This window comes from Pantoea sp. LS15 (assembly GCF_012241585.1).
In the GTDB taxonomy this organism is placed as follows: Bacteria; Pseudomonadota; Gammaproteobacteria; order Enterobacterales; family Enterobacteriaceae; genus Enterobacter.
Genome location: NZ_JAAVXA010000002.1, coordinates 498,078 through 524,995 on the forward strand (window position 1 = coordinate 498,078; position 26,918 = coordinate 524,995).

Here is a 26,918-nt window from a genome sequence, read left to right on the forward strand (position 1 = left end):
TCATCAATATGTATTGGATTTACTCTTTGGCCTTACTTTTGATAACATCACTTTTAGACCGTGGTCGTTATTCAACGATTATATACAAATTATCACTTTTTATCTTCTTTATTGCGGTAACAGGTAATTATTATAATGGAATAGACTGGATAAATTACCAACACCATTATTCTTCATTAATTCATAATGGCACGTCGGTGGGTTATTTGACTTACGAGCCTGGTTTCATGCTCGTTATGTATTTTTTTGGCTATATTATCGGGTTTGAAAATTTTCACTCGGTAGTTTTCTTTTCGTGCGCAATTTCCGTACTTGCTTTTTCTAAATTTATAAATAATGTTCCGTATAAATTTAATCGCAGTTTATTTATATTTATAACCTTAGCCTTTATTTACCCTCTTTTTAATGATGCCATAAGGCAATTGTTAGCTTTTAGCATATTGCTTCCATTTCTCCCTAATATCGATAAGTGCACGGGAAAGAAAATAATTTTAATTTGCATTTGCGCTTCGATGTTTCATGCGTCAGCAATTTTAATGATTCCTGTTTTAATCTTACTGAAAATGCGTTTGTCTAAGCAAAATATGCTAATTATGCTAATTTTTGCTTCGGTCTTTATAATTATCCTGCTAAGTCTTAATGCAATTGTTTCATCTTTAGGAAGCATTCTACCACAATTGCTATATGCAAAATTAATAAGTTATCTTTCAAAAATCTCTGATCTTAAATTAGGGTTCTTTGCTGTAATTGACTGCCTGGGACTGTTGTTAATCTATTTTATCTCGCGTAATGACAATGAAGAGTGTGGCAGGAATGTTTATGCAATGGGAGGGTATATATTCTTCCTTTTCCATTTAGCCTTCTACACAGCTCCGTTCCTTCAGCGTTTGTTATATTATATTTTTCCTCTTTTGGTTATTCATGCACAACTTATCTTCTTCCGTGGTAATATAAGTTCGATAACCAAGCTATTATTACCTGTTACTTTTGTTATGGCTATTTCTGTATTTATGCGTAACATAACAAATCCTTACTATGCATCTGATTTCTTCCAACCAAAATTCTTCTATACCAACATTTTGAGCAGCAATCCATATGATATCGATCTATTAAAATCTAAAAAATGCATAGTAATAGATGAGTTTGATCCGGAGTTTTGTCCAAGATAGAATATTATGAATGTATTAATTTTAACTGATGAGTATTATCCGTACCATATCGGTGGTGCTGGCGTAGTCGCATCTCAGACAGTTCAGGCATTAGATGCGAGAAATATAAAATGTAAAGTAAATTGTGCCAATCCAAAGAATAGATATTTCCAAAAAATATTCAATGCGATCTGGCCTTTTTGGGCTTTGTTGAACTATTTATTTTCATTATTTAAAAAGAATGACATAATTATTGTAAATGATTTGCGATCGGCCTATATCTTAGGTTTGATCGGAAATAAAAGACTCCTTAATAAATGTGTGTATATTATACATGGAACTGAGATTGATATAGTATTTCGTTCAAGAAGTAGAAAAAACTCCCTAATTTTGCTCCCTTTGTTTTATGGCATCTTTTTAAAACATTGTAAAAAAGTAATATATGTTAGTCAGTATGTTGCTTCACGTACACACAACGAACTGCAGAATAGGAAAATCAAACCTAAAAGTGAAATTGTTAGCTACGCAGGTTTGAATGCTGGAATGCAACATCTAGTTAAAAATATTATTGAGCTACATGCAGAAAATACATATTCCATTCGTTTGGTATCGTTTTCTCGTTTAGAGAAACGCAAGGGTTACCTCGATATGATTTCTATTTTTGAGGCACTTATAAATAGCGGATGCGATCTTACCTGGGATATATATGGCAAAGGTAGCTTAGAAAACGAAATTGTTAAGATCATTAAAGATAAAAAGCTTGATAATCGGATTCATATGATGGGTAAACTCGACCGTAATATGCTATCAAATAAGATAGATCCGAATTCGTATGATGCTTACTGGCTCCTTCCGAACCAACCTGAAGCTTTTGGTCTCACATTTATAGAATCAGCAGCTGCTGGAATTCCAACATTTGGTCCAGAAAAGTATGGCATTACAGAGGCAATCTGTGAAAATCAAAGTGGTTTTTTCTATAAGGATAATGAGAAATTTATACGTGATTTGATTATTATAAAGAATAACAAGAGGGAGTTTATGATGTCTTGTAAGAGATGGGCTTCAAAATTCAATACGAATAGTTTTATTAATGACATAATAGATTGAGGTAAAAGAATGAAAATAGTTTATGTCATTACTGGCTTAAGTATGGGGGGAGCAGAAAAACAAGTTTGCTTGCTTGCTGATAAAATGGCCGAAAGAGGAAATAAGGTTACGCTCATATCATTAGGTAAAAATGCTAAAACGTTGCCCGAAAATAGCTGTGTCGTTCTTCATCAAATGTCTTTATCCAAGAATCCTTTTTCATTCTTAAAAGTTTACTTTAAAATAAGAAAAATTATCAAAGATGTAAATCCTGATGTTGTACACAGCCATCTTTTTCATGCGAATTTACTTTGTCGATTACTGCGTTGTACTACAACACTGAAATGCCTGATATCATCATCCCATAGTAGATATGAAGGTGGGGTGCTAAGGATGTTTTTATATAAAATAACATCACCATTATGTGATTTAATCACTAATGTCAGTGCAGATGCAGTAAAGGAAAATATTCGAACTAAAATCGTAAAGCCGGAAAAGATAATTGCTGTTTCGAATGGCATTGATACAAGTAAATTTAAGTTCATACCATCGGCAAGAAAAACAATAGTTGATGAACTCTCCCTGTCTGACGAGCATATAATAATGCTTGCAGTTGGTCGATTTACCGAAGCTAAAGATTATCCAAATTTGCTTGAGGCTTTTCGCATTCTCGTTCATGAAAGAAATCTAAGTCATTTGAGGTTATTGATAGCAGGTGAAGGGGCCTTGTTTTTTCAGATGGCAGAATTAAGAAAGAAACTTAACCTCGAATCGCATCTTTTTTTCTTAGGGGTTCGCCACGATATACCAGCATTGATGAGTGCTGCTGATATTTATATAATGTCATCTTCTTGGGAAGGATTGCCGTTAGTCATTGGAGAAGCCATGGCTTGCAATTCACTTATAATTACTACCAATTGTGGTGGGGTTTCTGAAATTCTAGGTGATTGCGGCACAATCGTCCCCGTTCATTCCTCTAATCACCTGGCTGAAGGCGTAATTAAAATACTTGCAATGAATGACAGCGAATGTATCGATTTAAAATCGAGGGCAAGAGCACGCATCGAAGATAAATTCTCTATTAATGCTGTGGTGGATAATTGGTTACAAATTTATCAGAATAAATATGAAAGATAAAATAATTGCTATTACAGCAAATACTTGCTGGTATATATATAATTTTCGTAAGAATACAATCATTTCTTTAATCGAACATGGTTACCATGTTATTGCTTGCGCACCCAGAGATGATTACACCTCCTTATTAGAAGAACTTGGGTGTGCTTATGAAGAGGTTAAAATTGATAAAAGTGGTATAAATCCTTTAAATGATATTTATACAGTTATTAATTTTTATAAAATTTTCAAAAGGAATAATGTTGTTATTGTATTGAATTTCACACCAAAAAACAACATTTACAGCACAATTGCAGCTAAAATATGCAAAGTCAAAGTCATAAATAATATTGCAGGTTTAGGTGCCGCATTTGGTCATTCTGGATGGCTGAATCTTATAGTCAAAACGTTATACAAATTTAGTCAAAGTAATGCAGATTTTATTTTCTTTCAAAATGAAGATGATTCTAATATTTTTAGAAGGTTAGGCATTTCTGGTGTTAATACGGATATATTACCTGGTTCTGGTGTTGATCTTAAACGTTTTACGGTCACACGCCCCCGCATGGATGGAGTTACGCGGTTTGCGTTAATTGCCAGAATGCTAACTGACAAAGGAATATTACAATATGTCGGTGCAGCAAAGAACCTTAAATCAAAATATAATAATGTGGAATTTTTACTTGTTGGTTTTATTGATGATAAAAACCCAAGATCAATTACTACAACGCAGATGAATGGATGGGTAAGTGAGGGGCATGTAAAATATCTCGGTGTATCAGATAGCATTGAAAAAATACTCGGTGATGTTGATTGTGTCGTTTTGCCCTCTTTTTATCGTGAAGGAGTCCCAAAGTCTCTGCTTGAAGCTGCAGCAATGGGTAAGCCACTTATTACCACAGACAATGTTGGTTGTAAGGAAACTCTCGAAGACGGAGTTACCGGATTTTTGTGTGAACCTCGCTCAGTGGAGAGTTTGTCCGACAAAATGGAACTTATTATCAATATGCCTGAACATGAAAGAATAGCGATGGGTACAGCTGGTCGCAATTTTATTGAGACTAGGTTTGACGAACAAATAGTAATCAATAAGTATTTGAACGCTATTGAAACTATTATGTGGAAATGATCCAATATTGTTATAGGTAAACCGGATGAGTATTTTAATTACTGGTGGTGCGGGTTATATTGGTTCACATACTTTAATCGATTTGTTACTTAATGACTATGATTTAGTTGTTATCGATAATTTATCCAATTCATCTTTCGAATCCATAAAAAGAGTTGAAGTTTTATCTGGAAAAAAAATTGATTTTTACGATATGGATTTGCGAGATAAGAGTCAGTTAGAATCATTATTTAAAAGGTATAATTTTGAGTGTGTTATTCATTTTGCAGGTTTGAAATCTGTTGGTGAATCAGTTGTAGAACCTTTAAAATACTATGATAATAATTTAACTGGCTCTCTGAATTTATTATCGGTAATGAAAGAGAATGGAGTTAAAAAAATCATTTTCAGTTCATCAGCAACTGTATATGGTTTCCCAGAGCAAATTCCACTTGTTGAAGGTTGTCGTACCGGTGGCACTACCAACCCTTACGGAACTTCAAAATTGTTTCTGGAGCAGATTTTAAAAGATGTAGCTTCATCGGATAGAGACTGGAATATTATTTCTTTGCGTTATTTCAATCCTGTTGGTGCACACCCATCAGGTTTAATTGGTGAAGACCCTTCAGGCATTCCTAATAATCTTGTTCCGTATATTACTAAAGTTGCAATAGGCAAATTAGAGAAATTATCAATCTATGGGAATGACTACCCTACCAAGGATGGTACAGGGGTGCGAGATTTTATTCATGTGCAGGATTTGGCATCAGGACATACTGCAGCACTTAAAAAAATTGATGTCTTAGCGGGTTACCATGTGTTTAATTTAGGAACAGGTAAACCTCATTCTGTTCTAGAGCTAATTTCCTGTTTCAAAAAAGTCACTCATAAAGATATATCATTTGTATTTGTCCCAAGGAGACCAGGCGATGTCGGTGAATGCTGGTCTTCTCCTGAACTAGCAAATGAAGTACTTGAATGGAAAGCAAAATACTCTCTTGAAGAGATGCTTCGAGACTCATGGAACTGGCAAATTAAAAATCCTGATGGTTATAAATAGAACTATATGATTGAGCTTCTAAAATAAGTGCAGTCCGATAATTTCTTTGGACTTATAACGCACATATTAAACTATCCATGCGACATAAAGTTGAGTTAACATTGTTGATACATTCAAGCCGCGCATAAGTCGCGGTGACCACACCTGACAGGAGTATGTAATGTCCAAGCAACAGATCGGCGTTGTCGGTATGGCAGTGATGGGGCGCAACCTGGCGCTCAACATCGAAAGCCGTGGTTATACCGTCTCCGTTTTCAACCGCTCCCGTGATAAGACCGAAGAAGTGATTGCCGAGAACCCAGGCAAGAAACTGGTTCCTTTCTACACGGTTAAAGAGTTTGTTGAGTCCCTGGAAACGCCTCGTCGTATCCTGTTAATGGTGAAAGCGGGTGCAGGTACCGATGCTGCCATCGATTCCCTGAAACCTTACCTGGATAAAGGCGACATCATCATTGATGGCGGTAACACCTTCTTCCAGGACACCATCCGTCGTAACCGTGAACTGTCTGCCGAAGGCTTCAACTTTATCGGTACCGGTGTTTCCGGCGGTGAAGAGGGGGCGCTGAAAGGCCCATCCATCATGCCTGGTGGTCAGAAAGAAGCGTACGAGTTGGTTGCTCCGATCCTGACTAAAATTGCCGCTGTTGCTGAAGATGGTGAGCCATGCGTGACCTATATCGGTGCAGACGGTGCGGGCCATTATGTGAAGATGGTTCACAATGGTATCGAATACGGCGACATGCAACTGATCGCTGAAGCGTACTCCTTACTGAAAGGCGGCCTGAACCTCTCTAATGAAGAACTCGCAGAGACCTTCAGCGAGTGGAACAAGGGCGAGCTGAACAGCTACCTGATCGACATCACCAAAGATATCTTCACCAAGAAAGATGAAGAGGGTAATTACCTGGTTGATGTGATTCTGGATGAAGCAGCAAACAAAGGTACTGGTAAATGGACCAGCCAGAGCTCTCTGGATCTGGGCGAACCACTGTCTCTGATTACTGAATCCGTATTCGCTCGCTACATCTCTTCTCTGAAAGAGCAGCGCGTTGCGGCATCCAAAGTGCTGTCTGGCCCGCAGGCCAAGCCAGCTGGTGATAAAGCTGAATTCGTTGAGAAAGTTCGTCGCGCTCTGTATCTGGGTAAAATCGTCTCTTATGCACAAGGTTTCTCTCAGCTGCGTGCCGCTTCAGACGAAAACAACTGGGATCTGAACTACGGCGAAATCGCGAAGATCTTCCGTGCTGGTTGCATTATTCGTGCGCAGTTCTTGCAGAAAATCACCGATGCCTATGCTGAAAATGCGGGTATCGCGAACCTGCTGTTGGCTCCATATTTCAAGAAAATCGCTGACGAATATCAGCAGGCGCTGCGTGATGTAGTTGCCTATGCTGTACAGAACGGTATTCCGGTTCCAACCTTCTCCGCTGCAGTGGCTTACTACGACAGCTATCGTGCTGCCGTTCTGCCTGCCAACCTGATTCAGGCACAGCGTGACTACTTCGGAGCGCATACCTACAAACGCACCGATAAAGAAGGTGTGTTCCACACTGAATGGCTGGATTAATCTGATTTAACGTCATCAGATAGCAGGGCCCGGTGAATCTCACCGGGCTTTTTTTATCGCGCTTTTGCCCATGTTGACTCGCTTTGCCGGACAAGAGCCTTTTAATCCCTTCTAAACCACTGCATTTTCTCAATTCTATAGCCAGGCGTTTACCTTGACAGCTGCTCAACATAAGAGGTAAAAACCTCAACAGTTGTTTATTGCGGTGGTGTACTGACGCCTCCTGAAACTCAAACTTGAAGAAGTTGAACGAATGAAAATAACCATCTCCGGAACAGGCTATGTCGGTCTTTCAAACGGCATACTGATTGCTCAAAACCACGAAGTGGTTGCGCTGGATATCGTGCAGGCCAAAGTGGACATGCTTAACCAGAAGAAGTCCCCGATCGTCGATAAAGAGATCCAGGAGTATCTGGCTAACAAGCCACTGAATTTCCGTGCAACAACGGATAAAGAAGACGCCTATCGTGATGCGGATTTCGTTATCATCGCGACACCAACGGACTACGATCCAAAAACCAACTACTTCAACACCTCTACGGTGGAAGCGGTGATCAAAGACGTTATCGCGATTAATCCAAAGGCGGTGATGGTTATCAAATCAACTATTCCTGTTGGTTTCACACAATCTATTAAAGAAAAGTTCGGTATCGATAATATCTTCTTCTCACCGGAATTCCTCCGTGAGGGAAGGGCGCTGTACGACAACCTGCATCCTTCGCGTATCGTTATTGGGGAGCGTTCAGAGCGTGCCGAGCGTTTTGCAGCACTGCTTCAGGAAGGTGCAGTCAAAAAGGATATTGCGGTACTGTTTACCGACTCCACCGAAGCTGAGGCGATCAAGCTCTTCGCAAACACCTACCTGGCAATGCGTGTCGCTTATTTTAACGAGCTGGACAGCTACGCAGAGAGTCTGGGTTTGAACTCCCGACAGATCATCGAAGGCGTGTGCCTTGACCCACGCATCGGTAACCACTATAACAACCCGTCATTTGGTTATGGTGGCTACTGTCTGCCAAAAGATACCAAGCAGCTGCTGGCCAACTATCAGGCCGTACCTAACAACCTGATTTCAGCGATTGTTGATGCAAACCGCACGCGTAAGGATTTCATCTCTGATTCCATCCTCGCGCGTCAGCCGAAAGTGGTGGGCGTGTATCGTCTGATTATGAAGAGCGGTTCCGATAATTTCCGCGCCTCTTCCATTCAGGGGATCATGAAGCGTATTAAGGCGAAGGGTGTTCAGGTCATTATTTATGAACCTGCAATGCAGGAAGATGAGTTCTTCCACTCCCGCGTGATTCGCGATCTGGATGCTTTCAAGAAGGAAGCAGATGTGATCATCTCTAACCGCATGGCAGAAGAGCTGGCGGACGTGGCGGATAAAGTGTATACCCGCGATCTGTTCGGTAGCGATTGATTACCCTTAAAGCGCGTAAAAAAACCCGGTCATATAACCGGGTTTTTTTATTTTCAGACTTTGTAGAAGGCGCGATACCAGTCGACAAAGTTTTTAACCCCATCTTTGACCGAGGTCTGCGGTTTAAAGCCAATAACATCATACAACGCTTTCGTATCTGCGCTGGTCTCCAGCACGTCACCCGGTTGAATTGGCATCATGTTTTTCTCAGCTTCTTTACCGAGCGCCTCTTCCAAAGCTGTAATGTAATCCATTAGCTCGACCGGGGAGCTGTTACCAATGTTGTAAACACGATAAGGCGCGGAGCTGGTCGCCGGGGAGCCGGTTTCGACGGTCCAGTCTGCATCGGCCTGAGGAATAACATCCTGCAGACGAATAATGGCTTCGGCGATGTCGTCAATGTAAGTGAAGTCGCGCTTCATCTTGCCGTAGTTGTAAACGTCGATGCTTTTGCCTTCAATCATCGCTTTGGTGAATTTAAACAGCGCCATATCCGGACGTCCCCACGGACCGTATACGGTAAAGAAACGCAGGCCGGTGGTTGGCAGGTTATACAGATGGGAATAGGTATGCGACATTAGCTCGTTGGCTTTTTTGGTCGCCGCATAGAGTGACACCGGGTGGTCTACGGAGTCATCTGTTGAGAACGGCATCTTGCGGTTCAGACCATAAACGGAGCTTGATGACGCATACAGCAGGTGCTGTACCTTGTTATGACGACAACCTTCCAGCACGTTAAGGTGACCGACCAGGTTAGCATCCGCATAAGCGTGTGGATTTTCAAGCGAGTAGCGCACGCCTGCCTGCGCGGCCAGATGAATCACGCGATCAAACTTCTCGTTGGCGAACAACGCCGCCATCCCTTCACGATCGGCCAACTCCATTTTGTGGAAGGTGAAATTGCCGGATTTCAGCAAGTCCAGACGTGCCAGCTTGAGATTGACATCGTAGTAATCATTCAGATTATCAATCCCGACGACCTGGTATCCGGCGTCCAGTAAGCGTTTGCTGACATGAGACCCGATAAAACCTGCCGCGCCAGTAACTAAAAATTTCATATCTTCCCTCGTTAACTTTTCGATCTTGTCTATGCCAGAGGCATTAGAATTGCTATATGATAGCGCGTTGGCCGCGAGTTACATAACCCATCTTTCCGATATAACTCATCGGATTCTGATAGAAAAATCGCTGGCAACAGATACACTATGTAGACATGATTTTTTTGCCCTTTTTTATCTGTTAGGGATTGTATGACGCAGAACAACAATACTCCGGTTAATAGCAGTAATGGTCCGGAGCAAATTGATTTACTTGATTTAGTGCTTCAACTTTGGCGTGGAAAGTGGGTAATTGGCGCTTTTGTTGCTGTTTTTATCGTCCTGGCGGGTATTTATATCACGGTCGCAAAAGAGAAATGGACCTCTTCCGCAATCATTGCTCAGCCGGATGCGGCGCAGATTGCCACTTATGCCAACGCACTGAATATCCTTTACGGTGGTGCAGCGCCTTCGATGCTGGACATCCAAAACCGTGCCATTAACCGTTTCAACTCTTCTTTTTCTGCTTTAGCTCAGTCGCTCGAAAACCAGAAAATACCAGAGAAGCTGACTATCGACACTACCGTTAAAGGCCAGCCGTTGCCGTTAAGCGTCTCCTATCAGGGGGAATCTGCAGAGGCGGCTCAAAAACAGCTGGCGCAGTACATTCAGCAGGTAGATGAGCAAACGGCGAAAGAGCTCTCTCTCGACCTCAAAGACAACATCAAGCAGCAGATCACAACGCTTAATGACTCGCTGGAAAACCAGGAGAAGGTTGCTCAGGAGCAGAAAGATCTGCGTATCAAACAGATCTCTGAAGCGCTCAAGAATGCGGAAGCGGCGAAAATTAGCTCACCGCAGATCCAGCAAACCCAGGATGTAACCCAGGAGACGATGTTCCTGCTGGGAAGTGAAGCGCTGAAATCGATGATTGATAACGAAGCGTCCCGTCCACTGGTCTTCTCAGGCGCGTATTATCAGACAAAACAAAACTTACTCGATATCGAGAAGTTGAACGTGAATCCGGACACCATCCACGTATATCGTTACGTCATGAAGCCGGACCTCCCTGTCTATCGTGACAGTCCGAAAAAGGCCATCACATTAATTCTGGCGGTCTTGCTGGGTGGGATTATCGGTTCCGGAGTGGTGCTGGGGCGCAATGCGTTGCGCAACTACAAACCCGAAGCCTGATTTGCAGATAAAAAAAACCGGGGAAATTCCCCGGTTTTTTTATTTATGACGCTTACGAAGATTTTCTATCACTGCCGTCAAATCCAGCTCCTGATCCTGCAGCAGCACCAGCAGGTGATACATCAAATCAGACGCTTCATTGGTCAGTTCCTCGCGGTCATGCACCGTCGCGGCCAACGCAGTCTCAACACCTTCCTCTCCCACTTTCTGCGCAATACGCTTGGTGCCGCTGGCGTACAGCTTCGCGGTATAAGAGCTCTCAGGATCCGCCGTTTTACGCTCTGCCAGCAGTTGCTCCAGTTGATATAAAAACAGCCACTGGTGGCTAGCCTCACCGAAGCAGCTGCTGGTTCCTTTGTGGCACGTTGGCCCAATCGGGTTTGCCAGAACCAGCAGGGTATCGTTATCGCAATCCGGCGTTATGCTGACCACGTTCAGAAAATGGCCTGAGGTTTCCCCTTTGGTCCACAGACGCTGTTTAGTGCGTGAGAAAAAGGTGACTTTGCCGCTGTCGAGCGTTTTTGCCAGTGCGTCCTGGTTCATATACCCCAGCATCAATACTTCGCCGGAAACGGCATGCTGGACAACCACGGGCAGTAATCCATCCGTTTTTTCCCAGTCCAGCTGTGCCTGTTGTTGCTCTGTTAACATACCCTGATCTCCACGCCCTGGCCGGCCAGGAACGTTTTTAACTCACCAATATTAATAATCTGCTTGTGGAACACGGACGCCGCCAGTGCGCCATCGACGTTTGCATCGCGGAAGGCTTCCAGGAAGTGTTCCATGGTGCCCGCGCCGCCGGAGGCGATCAGCGGGACGTGGCAAACCGCACGCACTTTTTTCAGTTGTTCGAGGTCATAACCGTTACGCACCCCGTCCTGGTTCATCATGTTGAGGACAATCTCGCCCGCGCCACGCTTCTGCACTTCCTGCACCCAGTCGAGGGTTTCCCATTGGGTCACACGGGTTCGACTTTCATCACCGGTATACTGATTAACGTGATATTTGCCCGTTGCGTCGTCATACCAGGTGTCGATCCCAACGACAATGCACTGCACTCCAAAGCGCTCGGCCAGGCGAGTAATCAGCTCCGGGTCTGCCAGGGCAGGGGAGTTGATGGAAATCTTGTCGGCACCAAACGAGAGAATTTTGGCCGCGTCTTCAGCTGATTTAATCCCACCCGCCACGCAGAATGGAATATCGATCACTTCTGCTACGCGTGCTACCCAGCTTTTATCGACCACTCGGCCATCACTGGAGGCGGTGATATCGTAAAACACCAGCTCGTCAGCCCCTTCATCAGCATAGCGTTTTGCCAGCGGGACGATGTCGCCAATGATCTCGTGGTTGCGGAACTGCACGCCTTTCACCACCTGGCCAGCGCGCACGTCCAGGCAAGGGATTATCCGTTTTGCCAGCATTGAATCGCCTCCGTCACAGTAAATTTTCCTTCCAGTAGGGCGCGTCCAACGATCACGCCCTGCACACCGGTACCGCGCAGCGCGGCGATGTCGGCTAAATCACCAATTCCGCCGGACGACTGGAAAGCCACCTGCGGAAAACGTGCACAGACCTCGTCATACAGCGAGACGTTAGAGCCCGCCAGTGTGCCGTCGCGGGAGATATCGGTGCACAGCACGTGCTTCAGGCCAACGGGCTGATAAATAGCAACCAGTTCTTCCAGCGTCACGCCAGAGTTCTCCTGCCAGCCGCTCACCGCAACCTGTTTGCGGCCCTGTTCGTCGATACGCACATCCAGCGCTAGTACCAGCGCATCCGCGCCGAAACGGCGGAACCAGCCTTTGACCATTTCGGGGTCTTTTACGGCGGTAGAGCCAACGACAACGCGCGCCACACCAGCTTCAAGCAGAGCCGCAACGTCCTCTTCAGTGCGCACGCCACCACCTACCTGAACGGGGACATTCACGCCAGCGACCAGCTTTTTGAGTAGCGGGATCTGGCGTTTCGCCGGGTCTTTCGCGCCCGTGAGATCCACCAGGTGCAGCACTTCTGCACCCTGAGCCGCGTAATCCTGCAGACGTGGCAGTGGGTCGTTCCCGTAGTCACGTTGCTGCCCGTAATCGCCCTGATGAAGACGAACAACCGTGCCGTCAATTAAATCTAAAGCGGGAATAATCATCACATCTCCAGGAAGTTTTTCAGCAGCTGCGCGCCGGCGGCGCCAGAGCGTTCCGGGTGAAACTGCACGCCGAAGAAGTTATCTTTCTGCACCGCTGCGGTAAACGCTTCACCATAATTGCACTGAGCGATGGTGTACGGATTCACTGGCATAGCGTAGCTGTGCACGAAGTAAAAATACGCGCCGTCTTCAATGCCGCGAAATAACCGATCACCTGCTTTGGCGTAAACGCGGTTCCAGCCCATATGTGGCAAAGGCAGGCCGTGGTCGTTCATTTTCGGCACGTCTTCTTCAATAATGCCCAACAGGTCGACGCCGTTGCTCTCTTCACTGCGGCGGCCCAGGATCTGCATACCCAGGCAAATGCCCAGAACTGGCTGGGTACAGGCTTTGATCAGGTCGACCAACTCGCGTTCGCGAATCTGATCCATCGCGGCCTGCGCGGTTCCCACGCCCGGTAAAAAGAGTTTGTCGGCGCGCAGCACCACGTCCGGGTCACGGCTCACCACCGGCTCATAGCCGTGACGCGCAATCGCCGATTTCACGGAGTTCAGGTTGGCGCATCCGGTATCCAGAATCACCACATTCATTACAGCACTCCTTTCGATGAAGGCAGGGCGTCACCTTCCACGCGGATCGCCTGGCGAAGGGTACGGCCAAAAGCCTTGAACAGACTCTCCACGCGGTGGTGGTCGTTTTTGCCCTTGGTCTTAAGGTGCAACGTCAGGCCCATGGTGTAGGACAATGAACGGAAGAAGTGCTCAACCATTTCAGTGCTGAGATCGCCCACGCGCTGGTAGTTGAAATCGGCTTTATATTCCAGGTGCGGACGTCCGGAGATATCCATCGCGCAACGCGCCAGGCACTCGTCCATCGGCAGGACAAAGCCAAAACGGTTGATGCCACGTTTATCACCGAGCGCCAGCTTCAGGGCTTCACCTAACGCCAGGCCGGTATCTTCCACGGTGTGGTGATCGTCAATATAAAGGTCGCCTTTTACGGTAATTTCCATGCGGAAACCGCCGTGGGTGGCAATCTGATCCAGCATATGGTCGAAGAATCCCACACCTGTGTGGATCTTGCTGCCGCCTTCGCGATCCAGCCAGACCTTCACATCAATCTGCGTCTCTTTGGTGTTACGTTCAACGTGGGAATAGCGGTCACGTTTGGTTAGCTGCTCACCAATTTTCGCCCAGTTAAGACCGTTACGGTCATAGCGCAGCCCCACGATGCCCATGTTTTCCGCCAGCGTAATATCGGTGATGCGATCGCCGATGACATAGCAGTTAGTTTTATCCAGCAAATCTTCCGCCAGATAGCGCTCCACCAGTTTCACTTTCGGCTTCCGGCAGTCGCACTCATCGGCTGGCATATGCGGGCAAATCAGCACTTCATCAAAGACTACACCCTGTGAGGTTAATACCTGCATCATCAGATTATGTGGGCCGTCAAAGTCCGCCTGCGGGAAGCTGTCGGTACCCAGACCGTCCTGATTGGTGATCATCACCAGCTTATACCCGGCTTTTTGCAGCTTAAGCAGTACGGGGATCACGTCCGGTTCAAAAGCCAGCTTGTCGAAACGATCGACCTGAAAATCGGCTGGTGGCTCCGAAATAAGGGTGCCGTCACGATCGATAAAAAGGATCTTCTGGGTCATACTTTCTCCGCTTTCAGGGCGTCAATCACGCGCTGGCTCTCTGCGCGGGTGCCTACGGTAACGCGCAGGCAGCCGCTCAGGGAAGGTTGTTTATTCTGGTCTCGTAAGATAATGCCCTGATCCCATAAAGATTTAAATACGGCACTGGAGGCAGTGAAACGCACCAGAATGTAGTTGGTTTCCGAATCGAACACCTGCTCCACGCAAGGGATATTCTTCAGAGCGGTCACCAGATACTGACGTTCCTCCAGGATTTGCGCCACACGATCGCGCATCGCGTTGATCCCCTGTGGGGTCAGCGCCTGTGCTGCAATATCGGCAACTGGCGTCGAAAGCGGGTAGGGTGCAATCACTTTCAACAGCAGGTCGATGACCTCTTTATTGGCCAGCGTGAATCCACAGCGCAGACCGGCGAGGGCAAAGGCTTTCGACAATGTACGCAGCACGACAAGGTGCGGATATTCTTCCAGCCAGCCTGTCAGCGTCGCCTGCGGGCAGAACTCAATGTAGGCTTCGTCAGCGACCACCAGGGCTTTCCCACGCGTCATCTCCAGCAGGGTACGGATGTCCTGCGGGTTGATAATCTGTCCGGTCGGGTTGTTTGGGCTACAGACAAACACCACCTTTACACCATCGAGATTATCGGCAATGCCCTGCAGATCCAGCTGCCAGTTGTCGAGAGAAAGGACGTTGCGACACGCCACACCGAAGGTTTCCGCGCTGACGCTATACATGCCGTAGGTAGGCTGGCAGTACATCACCGCATCTTTACCCGGCTCGCAGAAGGCACGGATCAGCAGCTCAATACCTTCATCGGCTCCACGGCTAACCAGCACCTGCTCCGGCTTCACTCCTGCATACTGCGCGTAGTTTTCGATAACGGCCTTTGGCTGACACTCCGGGTAGCGGTTCAGCGTTTGCTGAGACAGTTCGAACTGCACTGCTGTCGGGAATTCGTTAGCGTTCAGCCAGACATCACCTTTACCACCTAAACGACGTGCAGACTGATACGGAGTCAGTTGACGGACATTTTCACGGGCTAATTCTTCAATGCTCATGCTTGCTCCTTCAGGGCTGCAACGCGCAGCGTAACGGCATTTTTGTGGGCGGTCAGGCGTTCAGCAGCAGCCAGTGTCTCAATGGTGGACGCCAGTGAGGCAAACCCTTCGCGGGACAGCTCCTGCACAGTCATGCGTTTCTGGAAATCCGCCAGGCCGAGGCTTGAACAGGTTGAGGTATAACCATACGTCGGCAGAACGTGGTTGGTGCCGGACGCGTAATCGCCAGCGGATTCAGGTGACCAGTCACCCAGGAAAACCGAACCTGCGCTGGTGATGCTGTCGACCAGGTCGCGTGCATTTCGGGTCTGAATAATCAGGTGCTCCGGGCCGTACTGATTAGAGATGGCTATACACTGCGCCAAATCGCGCGCCACAATCAGACGGCTGGCGGCTAACGCCTGACGTGCCGTTTCGGCGCGGGGCAGGTCAGCAAGCTGGCGCTCAACGGCTTCACCGACGCGTGTTGCCATATCGGCATCCGGCGTCAACAGAATGACCTGCGAGTCAGGGCCGTGTTCCGCCTGAGACAGCAGGTCGGATGCGACGAAGTCCGGCGTAGCGCCGCTGTCGGCAATGACCAATACCTCAGACGGACCGGCAGGCATGTCGATTGCCGCACCGTCCAGACGCTGGCTGACCTGGCGCTTGGCTTCGGTCACGAAGGCGTTGCCCGGGCCAAAAATTTTGTCGACCTTTGGAATGGATTCGGTGCCAAACGCAAGGGCAGAAATCGCCTGTGCGCCACCCACTTTATAGACCGCCTGTACGCCGCACAGCTTTGCTGCGTAGAGGATCTCATCAGCAATCGGTGGCGGAGAGCAGAGCACCACTTTCTGACAACCCGCGATACGCGCCGGGGTTGCCAGCATCAATACGGTAGAGAACAGTGGAGCCGAACCGCCAGGGGTATACAGCCCAACGGACGCTACCGGGCGGGTCACCTGCTGGCAACGCACACCAGGCAGGGTTTCAACATCCACCGTTTGCAGCTTTTGCGCGGTGTGGAAGGTCTCGATGTTTTTTACCGCGATGGCCATTGCCTGCTTGATGTCATCACCCAGACGATCACTGGCATCAATGATTTCCTGTTCGGTAACCTTCAGTACACCCACTTCAGTCTTATCAAATTTGGCACTGTATTCACGCAGCGCGTCATCGCCACGGGCTTTGACGTTCTCAAGGATCTCCGCTACGGTGCGTGAAATGCTTTCGGAGGCGGAAATCGCCGGGCGCATCAGCAACTCACGTTGTTGTGCGTCGCTACAATTATTCCAGTCGATGATTGTGTTAAAACCCATGGCCGTTACTCCATCATCTTCTCAATCGGCAGCACCAGGATAGAGCTTGCCCCCAGCGCCTTCAGTTTTTCCATGGTTTCCCAGAACAGGGTTTCGCTACTGACCATATGCATCGCCACGCGCTGCTGATCGCCCGCCAGTGGCAGGATGGTTGGGCGCTCGGCACCTGGTAACAGAGCAATCACTTCATCCAGACGCTCGGTTGGCGCGTGCATCATGATGTATTTGGATTCACGTGCCTGGATCACGCCCTGAATACGGGTCAGCAGTTTGTCGATCAGCTGCTGCTTGGCATCGGCCATGTCGCCGTCACGCTGAATCAGGCAGGCTTTTGAGCGGTAGATAACTTCCACTTCTCGCAGGCCGTTCGCTTCCAGCGTTGCGCCAGTAGAGACGAGGTCACAGATGGCGTCCGCCAGACCCGCACGCGGTGCGACTTCAACAGAGCCGTTCAGCAGACAGGATTTAAACTGCACACCTTTTTGATCCAGGTAACGCTTTAACAGGTGAGGGTAGGAGGTGGCGATACGTTTGCCGTTTAGTGCAGCCGGGCCGTCCCAGGCTTCATCGACCGGCGTTGCCAGTGACAGGCGGCAACCGCCGAAATCCAGCCGACGCAGGGTGAAGTAACGCGGGTCTTCGCCTTGTGCACGGCGGGTGAGAAGCTCTTCTTCCAGCACGTTTTCACCGATGATGCCGAGGTCAACGACGCCATCCATCACCAGGCCAGGGATATCGTCATCACGCACACGCAGAATGTCGATGGGCATGTTTTCAGCCAGAGCAATCAGGCGCTGGGTGTGCAGGTTAATTTTGATCCCGCAGCGGGCTAGCAGTTCGCGTGAATCGTCACTCAAACGACCTGATTTTTGAATAGCTATGCGTAAACGTGAGTTATCTAACATTCTTTATTCCTCGTTAACCTGTTTTAACCTGTCTGAATTTGGTCCAAAAAAAAGCCCCCGGAAGAAGATCTTCCGGGGGCTTTTTCATGCGTTCATGCACCACTGGAAGATCCAAACGTCTTCCAGCACACATCGCCTGAAAGACTAGTCAGGATGATGGTGATGATGGTGGTGTTTAAATTGAACGCGTGTCATATAAATTCTCGATGAATGCTTATTCATTTGATGCCTTTTAACCTAAACCAGTTGTGCAACATATTGCAAGGGCTTTTTTTGATCATTAATTCATTTCATATTGATGCTATGAATTGTGTGTTCTGCCGGGCTGGCGTAGCCTTATGAAAGACGAGTACGAGTCAGGAGAATTCGCATGAAAAAGGTCGCGATTGTCGGTTTAGGATGGCTGGGAATGCCGCTGGCGATGTCATTAGCCGCGAAAGGCTGGCAAGTGACCGGGAGTAAAACCACAGCGGATGGGGTAGAAGCAGCGCGCATGTGCGGTATTGATGGTGTCGAACTGCGTCTGGAACCCGAGCTGGTGTGTGATGCTGACGATCTGGACACGCTGATGAACGTCGATGCGCTGGTGATTACGCTACCCGCGCGGCGCAGTGGCCCGGGTGAGTCGTTTTATCTGCAGGCGATGCAGGAAATTGTCGACAGTGCGCTGGCACACCATGTTCCGCGCATTATCTTTACCAGCTCGACGTCAGTCTATGGCGATGTCGAAGGTGTGGTGAAAGAGAGCTCCGGGCGCAATCCTGTTACCGCGAGCGGCCAGGTACTGAAAGAGCTGGAAGACTGGCTGCATAATCTCCCTGGCACGCAGGTTGATATCGTCCGTCTGGCGGGTCTGGTGGGGCCAGGGCGTCATCCAGGACGTTTTTTTGCCGGAAAGTCAGCGCCAGACGGGCAACATGTTGTCAATCTTGTGCATCTTGACGATGTTATTGGCGCAATTGAGCTACTCTTACAAGCTCCCAAAGGTGGACACATCTATAATATATGTGCGCCTTCTCATCCTACGCGTAGTACGTTTTACCCGCTTATGGCACGTCAGTTGGGCCTGGCTCCGCCGGTTTTTGGTGAGACAAAGGATGAAAGTAAAGGCAAAATTGTTGATGGCAATCGCATTTGTCATGAGCTGGGGTTTGAGTATCAGTATCCCGATCCGCTGGTGATGCCCATGGAATAAGTCTCGCAGCGGAGACGATCGCACACCAGAAGGGGGCGAGCATGAAACCGCTGCTTGATGTTCTTATTATTCTGGATGCACTGGAAAAAGAAGGGAGCTTTGCAGCCGCCTCAGCAAAGCTCTACAAAACCCCTTCGGCGCTGAGCTACACCGTTCAAAAACTGGAAAGCGATCTCAATATTCAGATCCTCGATCGCTCCGGGCACCGCGCACGTTTTACCCGTACCGGACAGATGCTGCTGGAAAAAGGACGTGAAGTCCTCCATACCGTTCGCGAACTGGAAAAACAGGCCATCAAACTTCATCAGGGATGGGAAAATGAGCTGGTTATAGGAGTCGATGATACCTTTCCGTTTTCGCTTCTTACGCCGCTGATTGAGGCATTTTATCAACACCACAGCGTGACCCGGCTTATCTTTATAAACGGTGTGCTGGGCGGTTCATGGGATGCGTTAATTCAGGGAAGGGCGGATATTTTCGTCGGTGCGCTGCATGAACCTCCTCAGTTGAGTGATTTTGGTTTTGCCCGTCTGGGCGTGCTGGAGCAGGTTTTCGCCGTTGCGCCGCATCATCCGCTTGCTCAGGAGCCAGAGCCAATTAATCGCCGGGTTATTAAAGGCTACCGTGCGATTGTAGTGGGGGACAGTTCACGGCCAGAGTGTGCGGTTTCCTCGCAATTACTTGATGAGCAGGAAGCCATTACCGTTTTTGACTTTAAAACCAAGCTGGAATTGCAAATCAGTGGTCTGGGTTGCGGCTATTTGCCTCGTTATCTTGCGCAGCGGTTTATTGATAGCGGGGCGCTGGTTGAAAAACAGGTGCTTGCTCAAAGCAGTAATGAATCAGCGTGGGTGGGCTGGAATGAACAAACCTCTGGACTGGCAAGCAGCTGGTGGCGAGACGAGATTTTAGCAAATAGTGCTATCGCTGCCGTTTACTCTCAGGCCAGCGTCGAGAAATCAGCCAGTTAGCAAAAAGAAAATCACCCAGGGCATTGCAAAGTATTGCCTTTTGTATCCGATGTGGGGCAAAATGCGGCCGCTGCAACCAAATGAATAATCGACGATATAAAAGGCGTCGGTTATTTTTTTTTGCATGTACGAAACGAAACTAAAAACCAAGAGGCCGGGCTTCGTACCGGATAGATATTTACTAAAATCCGACAGTTGTTGTCGCTGAGGAATAAAGAAATGGGGCAATTTTTCGCTTACGTGGCGGTTATCACCGTAAAGGAGAATAACTATGTCGCATAACGCAACTCCAAACACCTCTCGCGTGGAATTACGTAAAACACTTACGTTGATTCCGGTTGTTATGATGGGCCTGGCCTATATGCAACCAATGACGCTGTTCGATACATTCGGTATCGTATCAGGCCTCACTGACGGTCACGTTGCAACGGCGTATGCCTTTGCGCTGGTCGCTATTCTCTTTACTGCGCTGAGCTACGGTAAACTGGTTCGCCGTTTCCCATCTGCAGGCTCTGCGTACACCTATGCTCAGAAATCCATTAGCCCGGCGGTAGGGTTTATGGTGGGCTGGTCATCACTGCTGGACTACCTGTTCATGCCGATGATCAACATTCTGCTGGCAAAAATTTACTTTGAAGCACTGGTACCTTCCGTACCGTCGTGGATCTTCGTTGTGGCGCTGGTGGCCTTTATGACCATCTCGAACCTGCGTAGCATCAAGACCGTGGCGAACTTCAACACCCTGATTGTTATTCTGCAGATGGGCATTGTTGCGGTAATCGTTGGCCTGATCATTTACGGTGTTTCTCACGGTGAAGGTGCAGGTACATTGACCAGCACGCGTCCATTCTGGTCTGAAGGTGCGCATGTTGTGCCGATGATCACCGGTGCGACGATTCTGTGCTTCTCGTTCCTCGGCTTTGACGGCATCTCTTCTCTGTCAGAAGAGACCAAAGACGCTGAGCGCGTGATCCCGAAAGCGATTTTCCTGACAGCGCTGATTGGCGGCATGATCTTCATCGGTGCCTCTTACTTCCTGCAGCTGTACTTCCCGGATATCTCTCGCTTTAAAGATCCGGATGCATCACAGCCTGAAATCATGCTTTACGTGGCAGGTAAAACCTTCCAGTGGGGCGTGCTGATCTTCTCAAGCGTAACCGTACTGGCGTCCGGTATGGCGGCACACGCAGGCGTTTCTCGTCTGATGTACGTGATGGGTCGCGACGGCGTGTTCCCGACTCGCTTCTTCGGTTATGTTCATCCGAAATGGCGTACTCCTGCATGGAACGTGCTGCTGGTTGGTGCTATTGCTCTGCTGGCGATTAAATTTGACCTGGTGACAGCAACTGCGCTGATTAACTTCGGTGCGCTGGTGGCGTTCACCTTCGTTAACCTCTCTGTGATCTCTCAGTTCTGGATCCGTGAGAAGCGCAACAAGACGCTGAAAGACCACTTCAACTATCTGGTGCTGCCTGTATGTGGCGCGCTGACTGTTGGTGCACTGTGGATTAACCTGGAAGAGAGCTCTATGGTTCTGGGTCTGATCTGGGGTGCTATCGGTCTGATTTACCTGGCCTGCGTAACAAAAAGCTTCCGCAACCCGGTTCCTCAGTACGACGAAGACGTTGCCTGAGTTTTAACGCAATAAAAAAAAGCCGGAGACATCGCCTCCGGCTTTTTTATACCCATCACTCAGACTATCTCTTGCGCGTACTGGAACAGGGATTTCAGCAGTGCCTGTTTCTCAGCATTCCCTTCATATTGCGCATAAAGCATCTCCAGCTCCTGAGCATAGCTATGCAGGAACTCCGGCGTAAAGACATTACGACGATGCTGCAACCAGCGTTCCTGTTCCGCTTCATCGAGGGTTCCCGGGTAGTTACGCGCACGGTAATTAAACATCAACTTTTCAATGCGCTTGTCAGCGAAAGTGATATCCAGCGCCGGCAGGTTACGCGGCTCGGTTTGCAGGACGATATTCATGGCCGCGCGGTCGGCATCGCTGAAGAAACCGTTGTATAACTGGGCATCCACGTTTTCAGACGGAACGAACGGTTCTGCTTCTGCAAAAATGGCGACCACTTTCTCACGCACCTGCGGGTTTTCTCGCAGCACTTTCAGGTTATCCAGGCAGTGTTGTCGGTTAATGCCCAGTCTGTCAGCATCTTCCGGGCGCAGCGTATTGGCCTGCGCCAGTACCGGACATTTATTGATATGCACCAGTTTGACCGGCACCGCAGGCAGATCGCCGAGTTCATTTTTCGGTGTGTATAGCCGTTCACGCAGGGTATCGCTGTCGAGCTCCAGCAGCGGCGAGATATCACCAGCTAAATCCACCATAATGACCGCATTACGGTTGTCCGGATGCCAGGCCAGTGGCGCAACCCAACTGGTATTGCCGCGCCAGGCACCGAACATACCGGAGATATGCACCAGCGGTTTCATCTGCGGCACATCAATCAGCGTGGTCAATTTCTGTTTGCTGCGGTGACTCAGCAGATACTCAAAGAGCCTTGGCTGGGCGGTTTTCACCAGCTTCGCCATGGCAATGGTGGCATAGACGTCTGCCATCGCATCGTGGGCATTACTGTGCTCAATGCCATTGGCACGCGTCAGATGTTCCAGCCTGAAGCTCGTCAGTCCTTCATCATTCTCCGGCCAGTTAATACCTTCCGGACGTAACGCGTAGCAGGCGCGCATGATGTCGAGTAAATCCCAGCGAGAATTACGGTTCTGCCAGCTCCAGGCATACGGGTCGTAGAAGTTGCGATAGAAAATATTGCGCGTCACTTCATCATCAAAACGGATGTTGTTATAACCCACCACGCAGGTATTGGGGACGGTAAACAGATCGTGGATGCGTCGGGCGAACTCTGCCTCATTAACCCCTTTTTCCCGCGCCTCCTGCGGGGTAATCCCGGTAACCATGACCGCGCCAGGCTGCGGCAGGTAGTCATCAGCGGGCTTACAGTAAAAGACCTCTGGCTCGCCAATAATATTGAATTCGTCGTCGGTACGGATGGCGGCAAACTGCGCCGGTCGGTCCAGCGCCGGGTGAGTGCCAAAGGTTTCGTAGTCGTGGAACAAAAAAGTCGGGCGTGCGGCAGAGTCAGACACCAGTAATACCATCCTGTTAAAAAATGACGCCACTATGGTAAACGATCGTACGGGTCAGACCGAATAAAAAGCGCCTCTGGGGTAAAAATTTGCGAGACGACTTCAGCGGAAAATTGGCTGCCTGTCACATTTTTTTGCAATTAAGCCAGGTAACGACATCAGAACTCCCGTAAAAAGGTCAGCGATTTTTAATGACCTGAGGATATACCGTTGAAACGCCGTCTGTTTATTGCTGTTTCTTTACTCGCTTCGAGTGTCTCATCTGCTTTTGCGGCCGAACCACTGGATTTTTCGCCGCAGCCTCCTGCTATTCAGGCTGGCTCCTGGGTGCTGATGGATTACACGACTGGTCAAATCTTAACGGCGGGCAACGAACATCAACAACGTAATCCGGCAAGCCTGACCAAGCTGATGACGGGGTATGTGGTTGATCGGGCCATTGATAGCCATCGTATTTCGCCTGATGACGTTGTCACCGTCGGGCGCGATGCCTGGGCAAAAGGCAACCCGGTTTTTGACGGTTCGTCGCTGATGTTTCTGAAAGAGGGCGATCGCGTCACCGTACGCGACCTGAGCCGCGGTCTGATTGTGGATTCCGGTAACGATGCCTGCGTGGCACTGGCCGATCACGTGGCGGGCGGGCAGCCGCAGTTTGTGAAGATGATGAACGACTATGTGCAAAAGCTGAACCTGCGCGACACCCATTTCGAAACCGTTCACGGGCTGGATGCGCCAGGGCAGCACAGCTCCGCTTATGACCTGGCCGTCCTCTCCCGGGCCATCATTCATGGCGAACCTGATTTTTACCATATGTACAGCGAAAAGAGCCTCACCTGGAACGGGATCACCCAGCAAAACCGTAATGGCCTGCTGTGGGATAAAACCATGAACGTAGATGGGCTTAAAACGGGGCACACCTCAGGCGCAGGTTTTAATCTGATTGCTTCCGCGGTCGATGGTCAGCGCCGTTTAATCGCAGTGGTGATGGGGGCCGACAGTCCGAAAGGGCGTGAGGACCAGGCCCGTAAACTGCTGCACTGGGGACAGCAGAATTTCGATACGGTGCAGATCCTGGATAACGGTAAAAAAGTTGGTACAGAGCGTATCTGGTACGGCGATAAGGAGCAGGTGAAACTGGGTACCGACCAGGACTTCTGGCTGGCGCTGCCAAAAGCGGAAGTCCCCAACATCAAAGCCAAATATGTGCTGGATAAAAAAGAGCTGGAAGCACCGATTGCGGCGCATCAGCGGGTTGGGGAGATTCAGCTTTATGACCGAGATAAGGTCGTTGCGCACTGGCCTCTGGTCACCCTGGAAGCCGTTGATAAAGGCGGTGTCTTCTCGCGTCTGAGCGATTACCTTCATCACTCGCTTTAAATACATCTGTTAATGCTTGTGAGCAGACTGGCAGGGTTGCGAGTCTGCTCACATAATAAACACACCTCGTTTGCTGGACAGTAAAAACCTGCTTTATAGTGTATAAATATACAGTTATAAACGGAGGCAACATGGACTACAGCATTAAGCAGCAACAGAAACGTAAGATTGCCGGTTTTCATTTGGTTGGACCGTGGGAACAAACGGTAAAACAGGGCTTTGAACAGCTGGTGATGTGGGTGGACGGTCGCCACATTCAGCCGCTGGAGTGGGTTGCGGTCTATTACGATAACCCGGATGAAGTTCCGGCAGAAAAACTGCGCTGTGATACGGCTGTGACGGTACCGGATGATTTCGTTATTCCGGAAAACAGCGAAGGCGTCATGATGACGGAAATCGTGGCCGGTGATTATGCCGTGGCAATGGCGCGCGTGGAAAACTACGACTTTGCGACCCCATGGTATCAGTTCTTCAACTCCCTGTTACAGGACAATAAATACCAGATTGCCCCTAAACCATGCTTCGAGCGCTATCTTAATGATGGCAACGCAGACGGCTACTGGGATATCGAAATGTTTATCGCCGTTGAGCATAAAACGGTTTAGGCCTGCTAAATGAAGGGTTTTTCAGTCGAGTGTGATCCGCTCGGCTGAAAACACAGTACAATTGTGGTTTGCCGTGTAGCTGGAGAGCGGGTGTGCGTCCCGACAAATCATTAACTCCTTTTGAAATTCGGTTGTACAAACATTACCGCGTGGTGCATGGGTGTCGCATCGCGCTGGCGTTTGTGTTGACGTTTGTCCTGGTCCGCTTGCTGGATGTTCCGGAAGGGACGTGGCCGCTTATTACGCTTGTCGTGGTGATGGGGCCAATTTCGTTTTGGGGAAACGTTGTTCCTCGCGCCTTCGAGCGAATTGGTGGGACCGTTTTAGGTTCGGCACTCGGGCTTATCGCCCTGAAGCTGGAGCTTATTTCGTTTCCGGTCATGCTGGCATGGTGCGGTGCCGCTATGTTCCTGTGCGGTTGGCTGGCATTGGGCAAAAGGCCTTATCAGGCGCTACTGATTGGCATCACTCTCGCGGTGGTTGTCGGTGCCCCTGCCGGGGATATGACCACGGCGCTGTGGCGAAGCGGGGATGTCATCCTGGGGTCACTGCTGGCCATGCTTTTCACCGGTATCTGGCCGCAGCGCGCTTTCCTGCACTGGCGTATTCAGATGGCTAACTACGTCACTGCGTTTAACCGTGTCTATCAGGCAGGTTTTTCTCCCAATCTGATTGAGCGACCCCGGCTGGAAAAGCATCTGCAAACCATCCTTAACGATGTGGTCAAAATGCGCGGTCTGATTACCCCGGCCAGCAAAGAAACTCATATTCAGAAAGCGATTTTCGAAGCTATCCAGACGGTAAGCCGCAATCTGGTATGCATGCTTGAGCTGCAAATTAACGCGCACTGGGCTTCTCGCCCGAGCCATCTGTTGATGCTTAACGCACAGACTCTCAAAGAGACCCAGCAGATGACGCAGCAAACTCTGCTGACCATCGCCCATGCGCTCTACGAAGGTAACCCGCAGCCGATACTGGCCAACAGCGAGCGTCTGAATGAGATCGTCGCGGAGCTGAAGCAGTTAATCAACGAACGCCAGAGCGATAATGTGGCCGAAACACCCATTCATGGCTATGTCTGGCTAAGTATGGAACTGGCGCGACAGCTTGAGCTGTTATCACATCTGATTTGCCGGGCGCTGCGCAAATAAAACGCGGATGTGACGCCTGCTGCTTCGATTCAGCAGCAATTGGGGTTATGATAGCTTTAAACGATATACTCATTGTCATTCGCGGCCGCTGTCAGTAAGGTTAATGTTACAACGGTTGCTTTAACGAATCCGAATCTCACATTATCAGGGGTGTAAAAATGGAAACTACCAAGCCTTCGTTCCAGGATGTTCTGGAATTCGTCCGCCTGTTCCGCCGCAAAAACAAACTGCAGCGTGAAATCCAGGACGTTGAGAAGAAGATCCGTGACAACCAGAAACGTGTTCTGCTGCTCGACAACCTGAGCGATTACATCAAACCAGGCATGAGCGTTGAAGCTATTCAGGGCATCATTGCCAGCATGAAAAGCGACTACGAAGACCGTGTTGATGATTACATCATCAAAAATGCTGAGCTGTCTAAAGAACGTCGTGACATCTCTAAGAAGCTGAAAGTGATGGGCGAAATCAAGAACGGCGAAGCAAAAAGCGAGTAATCGCAATGAATTGTGAAAAAGGCTCTCTGGTGACAGAGAGCCTTTTTTGTGCACAGAAAACCCCCAGCTAGGCTGGGGGTTCCGGAAAGCTTTCAGCTTTAAGCCAGTTATAAAAACCCCTTTTGATTTGTTAAAACAACTTGCGGTCTGGCAACTGCAAGAGAGAAACAAGAAATCAAAAGGGGGTCCCAATGGGGGACGAAAAGAGCTT

27 protein-coding genes and 1 other annotated feature are annotated in these 26,918 nt (G+C 48.6%); of the genes, 16 read left to right on the top strand and 11 right to left on the bottom strand.

What is annotated here, in order from left to right; genetic code table 11:
* Nucleotides 1–8: 8 nt before the first annotated feature.
* From HED65_RS05735 to ugd, 7 genes are all read left to right on the top strand, one after another.
* The gene (locus HED65_RS05735; RefSeq protein ID WP_114977787.1) at nucleotides 9–1,169 is read left to right on the top strand and encodes an EpsG family protein; all 1,161 of its coding nucleotides are present in this window, start codon (nucleotides 9–11) and stop codon (nucleotides 1,167–1,169) included.
* Nucleotides 1,170–1,175: 6 nt separating this feature from the next.
* Nucleotides 1,176–2,255, top strand: coding sequence for a glycosyltransferase family 4 protein (locus tag HED65_RS05740; protein WP_114977788.1), 1,080 nt, complete (start codon nucleotides 1,176–1,178; stop codon nucleotides 2,253–2,255).
* A 9-nt stretch (nucleotides 2,256–2,264) separates the two neighbouring features.
* Nucleotides 2,265–3,371 carry a glycosyltransferase gene (locus HED65_RS05745; RefSeq protein ID WP_114977789.1) on the top strand — a complete coding sequence of 369 codons (1,107 nt, stop codon included), beginning with the start codon at nucleotides 2,265–2,267 and terminating at the stop codon, nucleotides 3,369–3,371.
* Nucleotides 3,361–4,479: a glycosyltransferase family 4 protein gene (locus HED65_RS05750; protein ID WP_114977790.1), complete on the top strand. Its 1,119-nt coding sequence runs from the start codon at nucleotides 3,361–3,363 to the stop codon at nucleotides 4,477–4,479. The genes HED65_RS05745 and HED65_RS05750 overlap by 11 nt, the downstream gene beginning before the upstream one ends.
* A 25-nt stretch (nucleotides 4,480–4,504) precedes the next feature.
* The gene (galE, locus tag HED65_RS05755; protein WP_114977791.1) at nucleotides 4,505–5,518 is read left to right on the top strand and encodes a UDP-glucose 4-epimerase GalE; all 1,014 of its coding nucleotides are present in this window, start codon (nucleotides 4,505–4,507) and stop codon (nucleotides 5,516–5,518) included.
* Between the two features lie 160 nt (nucleotides 5,519–5,678).
* Nucleotides 5,679–7,085: an NADP-dependent phosphogluconate dehydrogenase gene (gene gnd, locus HED65_RS05760; RefSeq protein ID WP_114977792.1), complete on the top strand. Its 1,407-nt coding sequence runs from the start codon at nucleotides 5,679–5,681 to the stop codon at nucleotides 7,083–7,085.
* 253 nt (nucleotides 7,086–7,338) lie between these two features.
* A complete protein-coding gene (gene ugd / locus HED65_RS05765) occupies nucleotides 7,339–8,505 on the top strand; it encodes a UDP-glucose 6-dehydrogenase (protein WP_114977793.1) in 1,167 nt (388 codons plus the stop codon).
* A gap of 53 nt (nucleotides 8,506–8,558) precedes the next feature.
* On the opposite strand, the gene HED65_RS05770 is transcribed toward ugd, so the two are convergent.
* The gene (locus HED65_RS05770; protein WP_114977794.1) at nucleotides 8,559–9,563 is read right to left on the bottom strand and encodes an NAD-dependent epimerase; all 1,005 of its coding nucleotides are present in this window, start codon (nucleotides 9,561–9,563) and stop codon (nucleotides 8,559–8,561) included.
* A gap of 192 nt (nucleotides 9,564–9,755) precedes the next feature.
* Between HED65_RS05770 and wzzB the strand changes: the two genes are divergently transcribed.
* Nucleotides 9,756–10,736 (top strand): LPS O-antigen chain length determinant protein WzzB, encoded by a 981-nt coding sequence (wzzB, locus tag HED65_RS05775; RefSeq protein WP_114977795.1) that lies wholly within the window; start codon nucleotides 9,756–9,758, stop codon nucleotides 10,734–10,736.
* Between the two features lie 39 nt (nucleotides 10,737–10,775).
* On the opposite strand, the gene hisIE is transcribed toward wzzB, so the two are convergent.
* From hisIE to hisL, 9 genes are all read right to left on the bottom strand, one after another.
* Nucleotides 10,776–11,387, bottom strand: a complete 612-nt coding sequence (gene hisIE, locus HED65_RS05780; protein WP_114977796.1) for a bifunctional phosphoribosyl-AMP cyclohydrolase/phosphoribosyl-ATP diphosphatase HisIE — start codon at nucleotides 11,385–11,387, stop codon at nucleotides 10,776–10,778.
* The gene (gene hisF, locus HED65_RS05785; RefSeq protein ID WP_114977797.1) at nucleotides 11,381–12,157 is read right to left on the bottom strand and encodes an imidazole glycerol phosphate synthase subunit HisF; all 777 of its coding nucleotides are present in this window, start codon (nucleotides 12,155–12,157) and stop codon (nucleotides 11,381–11,383) included. Before hisF ends, hisIE begins: the two co-directional genes overlap by 7 nt.
* The gene (gene hisA, locus HED65_RS05790) at nucleotides 12,139–12,876 is read right to left on the bottom strand and encodes a 1-(5-phosphoribosyl)-5-[(5-phosphoribosylamino)methylideneamino]imidazole-4-carboxamide isomerase (protein ID WP_114977798.1); all 738 of its coding nucleotides are present in this window, start codon (nucleotides 12,874–12,876) and stop codon (nucleotides 12,139–12,141) included. Before hisA ends, hisF begins: the two co-directional genes overlap by 19 nt.
* Nucleotides 12,876–13,466: an imidazole glycerol phosphate synthase subunit HisH gene (gene hisH, locus HED65_RS05795; RefSeq protein WP_114977799.1), complete on the bottom strand. Its 591-nt coding sequence runs from the start codon at nucleotides 13,464–13,466 to the stop codon at nucleotides 12,876–12,878. The genes hisA and hisH overlap by 1 nt, the downstream gene beginning before the upstream one ends.
* A complete protein-coding gene (gene hisB, locus HED65_RS05800; RefSeq protein WP_114977800.1) occupies nucleotides 13,466–14,533 on the bottom strand; it encodes a bifunctional histidinol-phosphatase/imidazoleglycerol-phosphate dehydratase HisB in 1,068 nt (355 codons plus the stop codon). Before hisB ends, hisH begins: the two co-directional genes overlap by 1 nt.
* Nucleotides 14,530–15,591 (bottom strand): histidinol-phosphate transaminase, encoded by a 1,062-nt coding sequence (gene hisC, locus HED65_RS05805; protein WP_114977801.1) that lies wholly within the window; start codon nucleotides 15,589–15,591, stop codon nucleotides 14,530–14,532. Before hisC ends, hisB begins: the two co-directional genes overlap by 4 nt.
* Nucleotides 15,588–16,892, bottom strand: a complete 1,305-nt coding sequence (gene hisD, locus HED65_RS05810) for a histidinol dehydrogenase (RefSeq protein ID WP_114977802.1) — start codon at nucleotides 16,890–16,892, stop codon at nucleotides 15,588–15,590. The genes hisC and hisD overlap by 4 nt, the downstream gene beginning before the upstream one ends.
* 5 nt (nucleotides 16,893–16,897) lie before the next feature.
* Entirely contained in the window at nucleotides 16,898–17,797 is a 900-nt protein-coding gene (gene hisG / locus HED65_RS05815; protein ID WP_028018500.1) for an ATP phosphoribosyltransferase, read from the bottom strand.
* A 45-nt stretch (nucleotides 17,798–17,842) separates the two neighbouring features.
* Nucleotides 17,843–17,966, bottom strand: a sequence feature (His leader region).
* A complete protein-coding gene (gene hisL, locus HED65_RS05820; RefSeq protein WP_001364200.1) occupies nucleotides 17,942–17,992 on the bottom strand; it encodes a his operon leader peptide in 51 nt (16 codons plus the stop codon). It overlaps the preceding feature by 25 nt.
* A 175-nt stretch (nucleotides 17,993–18,167) precedes the next feature.
* Here hisL and HED65_RS05825 point away from each other — a divergent pair, with 175 nt between their 5' ends.
* The 4 genes from HED65_RS05825 (at nucleotide 18,168) to HED65_RS05840 (ending at nucleotide 21,596) form a co-directional block, all read left to right on the top strand.
* Nucleotides 18,168–18,992 (top strand): SDR family oxidoreductase, encoded by an 825-nt coding sequence (locus tag HED65_RS05825; RefSeq protein ID WP_114977803.1) that lies wholly within the window; start codon nucleotides 18,168–18,170, stop codon nucleotides 18,990–18,992.
* Nucleotides 18,993–19,033: 41 nt separating this feature from the next.
* Nucleotides 19,034–19,963, top strand: coding sequence for a LysR substrate-binding domain-containing protein (locus tag HED65_RS05830; protein ID WP_114977804.1), 930 nt, complete (start codon nucleotides 19,034–19,036; stop codon nucleotides 19,961–19,963).
* A 219-nt stretch (nucleotides 19,964–20,182) separates the two neighbouring features.
* On the top strand, nucleotides 20,183–20,245 hold the full coding sequence (gene yoeI, locus HED65_RS05835) for a membrane protein YoeI (protein ID WP_099458931.1): 63 nt from the start codon (nucleotides 20,183–20,185) through the stop codon (nucleotides 20,243–20,245).
* Entirely contained in the window at nucleotides 20,235–21,596 is a 1,362-nt protein-coding gene (locus tag HED65_RS05840) for an APC family permease (RefSeq protein WP_165383577.1), read from the top strand. The genes yoeI and HED65_RS05840 overlap by 11 nt, the downstream gene beginning before the upstream one ends.
* Before the next feature lie 59 nt (nucleotides 21,597–21,655).
* On the opposite strand, the gene sbcB is transcribed toward HED65_RS05840, so the two are convergent.
* Nucleotides 21,656–23,092 (bottom strand): exodeoxyribonuclease I, encoded by a 1,437-nt coding sequence (sbcB, locus tag HED65_RS05845; RefSeq protein ID WP_411266775.1) that lies wholly within the window; start codon nucleotides 23,090–23,092, stop codon nucleotides 21,656–21,658.
* Between the two features lie 198 nt (nucleotides 23,093–23,290).
* Here sbcB and dacD point away from each other — a divergent pair, with 198 nt between their 5' ends.
* The 4 genes from dacD to HED65_RS05865 all read left to right on the top strand — a co-directional run bounded on the left by dacD (nucleotide 23,291) and on the right by HED65_RS05865 (nucleotide 26,707).
* Nucleotides 23,291–24,457, top strand: a complete 1,167-nt coding sequence (dacD, locus tag HED65_RS05850; protein WP_114977807.1) for a serine-type D-Ala-D-Ala carboxypeptidase DacD — start codon at nucleotides 23,291–23,293, stop codon at nucleotides 24,455–24,457.
* A 131-nt stretch (nucleotides 24,458–24,588) separates the two neighbouring features.
* Nucleotides 24,589–25,062 carry a DNA gyrase inhibitor SbmC gene (gene sbmC / locus HED65_RS05855; RefSeq protein ID WP_049008318.1) on the top strand — a complete coding sequence of 158 codons (474 nt, stop codon included), beginning with the start codon at nucleotides 24,589–24,591 and terminating at the stop codon, nucleotides 25,060–25,062.
* Between the two features lie 92 nt (nucleotides 25,063–25,154).
* On the top strand, nucleotides 25,155–26,213 hold the full coding sequence (locus HED65_RS05860; RefSeq protein ID WP_114977808.1) for an FUSC family protein: 1,059 nt from the start codon (nucleotides 25,155–25,157) through the stop codon (nucleotides 26,211–26,213).
* 158 nt (nucleotides 26,214–26,371) lie between these two features.
* Complete coding sequence (locus HED65_RS05865; RefSeq protein WP_008499467.1) at nucleotides 26,372–26,707, top strand: DUF496 family protein; 336 nt, start codon at nucleotides 26,372–26,374, stop codon at nucleotides 26,705–26,707.
* Nucleotides 26,708–26,918 lie beyond the last annotated feature (211 nt).

Bases quoted from the DNA above. Each gene is read 5' to 3' on its own strand.
- HED65_RS05830 (WP_114977804.1), top strand. From the start codon at position 19,034: ATGAAACCGCTGCTTGATGTTCTTATTATTCTGGATGCACTGGAAAAA.
- wzzB (WP_114977795.1), top strand. From the start codon at position 9,756: ATGACGCAGAACAACAATACTCCGGTTAATAGCAGTAATGGTCCGGAG.
- hisB (WP_114977800.1), bottom strand. From the start codon at position 14,533: ATGACCCAGAAGATCCTTTTTATCGATCGTGACGGCACCCTTATTTCG.
- HED65_RS05740 (WP_114977788.1), top strand. From the start codon at position 1,176: ATGAATGTATTAATTTTAACTGATGAGTATTATCCGTACCATATCGGT.
- HED65_RS05865 (WP_008499467.1), top strand. From the start codon at position 26,372: ATGGAAACTACCAAGCCTTCGTTCCAGGATGTTCTGGAATTCGTCCGC.
- hisF (WP_114977797.1), bottom strand. From the start codon at position 12,157: ATGCTGGCAAAACGGATAATCCCTTGCCTGGACGTGCGCGCTGGCCAG.
- sbcB (WP_411266775.1), bottom strand. From the start codon at position 23,092: ATGGTATTACTGGTGTCTGACTCTGCCGCACGCCCGACTTTTTTGTTC.
- HED65_RS05750 (WP_114977790.1), top strand. From the start codon at position 3,361: ATGAAAGATAAAATAATTGCTATTACAGCAAATACTTGCTGGTATATA.
- HED65_RS05825 (WP_114977803.1), top strand. From the start codon at position 18,168: ATGAAAAAGGTCGCGATTGTCGGTTTAGGATGGCTGGGAATGCCGCTG.
- hisA (WP_114977798.1), bottom strand. From the start codon at position 12,876: ATGATTATTCCCGCTTTAGATTTAATTGACGGCACGGTTGTTCGTCTT.
- hisC (WP_114977801.1), bottom strand. From the start codon at position 15,591: ATGAGCATTGAAGAATTAGCCCGTGAAAATGTCCGTCAACTGACTCCG.
- HED65_RS05735 (WP_114977787.1), top strand. From the start codon at position 9: ATGTATTGGATTTACTCTTTGGCCTTACTTTTGATAACATCACTTTTA.
- hisD (WP_114977802.1), bottom strand. From the start codon at position 16,892: ATGGGTTTTAACACAATCATCGACTGGAATAATTGTAGCGACGCACAA.
- HED65_RS05840 (WP_165383577.1), top strand. From the start codon at position 20,235: ATGTCGCATAACGCAACTCCAAACACCTCTCGCGTGGAATTACGTAAA.
- gnd (WP_114977792.1), top strand. From the start codon at position 5,679: ATGTCCAAGCAACAGATCGGCGTTGTCGGTATGGCAGTGATGGGGCGC.
- HED65_RS05770 (WP_114977794.1), bottom strand. From the start codon at position 9,563: ATGAAATTTTTAGTTACTGGCGCGGCAGGTTTTATCGGGTCTCATGTC.
- hisH (WP_114977799.1), bottom strand. From the start codon at position 13,466: ATGAATGTGGTGATTCTGGATACCGGATGCGCCAACCTGAACTCCGTG.
- hisG (WP_028018500.1), bottom strand. From the start codon at position 17,797: ATGTTAGATAACTCACGTTTACGCATAGCTATTCAAAAATCAGGTCGT.
- galE (WP_114977791.1), top strand. From the start codon at position 4,505: ATGAGTATTTTAATTACTGGTGGTGCGGGTTATATTGGTTCACATACT.
- HED65_RS05745 (WP_114977789.1), top strand. From the start codon at position 2,265: ATGAAAATAGTTTATGTCATTACTGGCTTAAGTATGGGGGGAGCAGAA.
- ugd (WP_114977793.1), top strand. From the start codon at position 7,339: ATGAAAATAACCATCTCCGGAACAGGCTATGTCGGTCTTTCAAACGGC.
- hisIE (WP_114977796.1), bottom strand. From the start codon at position 11,387: ATGTTAACAGAGCAACAACAGGCACAGCTGGACTGGGAAAAAACGGAT.
- sbmC (WP_049008318.1), top strand. From the start codon at position 24,589: ATGGACTACAGCATTAAGCAGCAACAGAAACGTAAGATTGCCGGTTTT.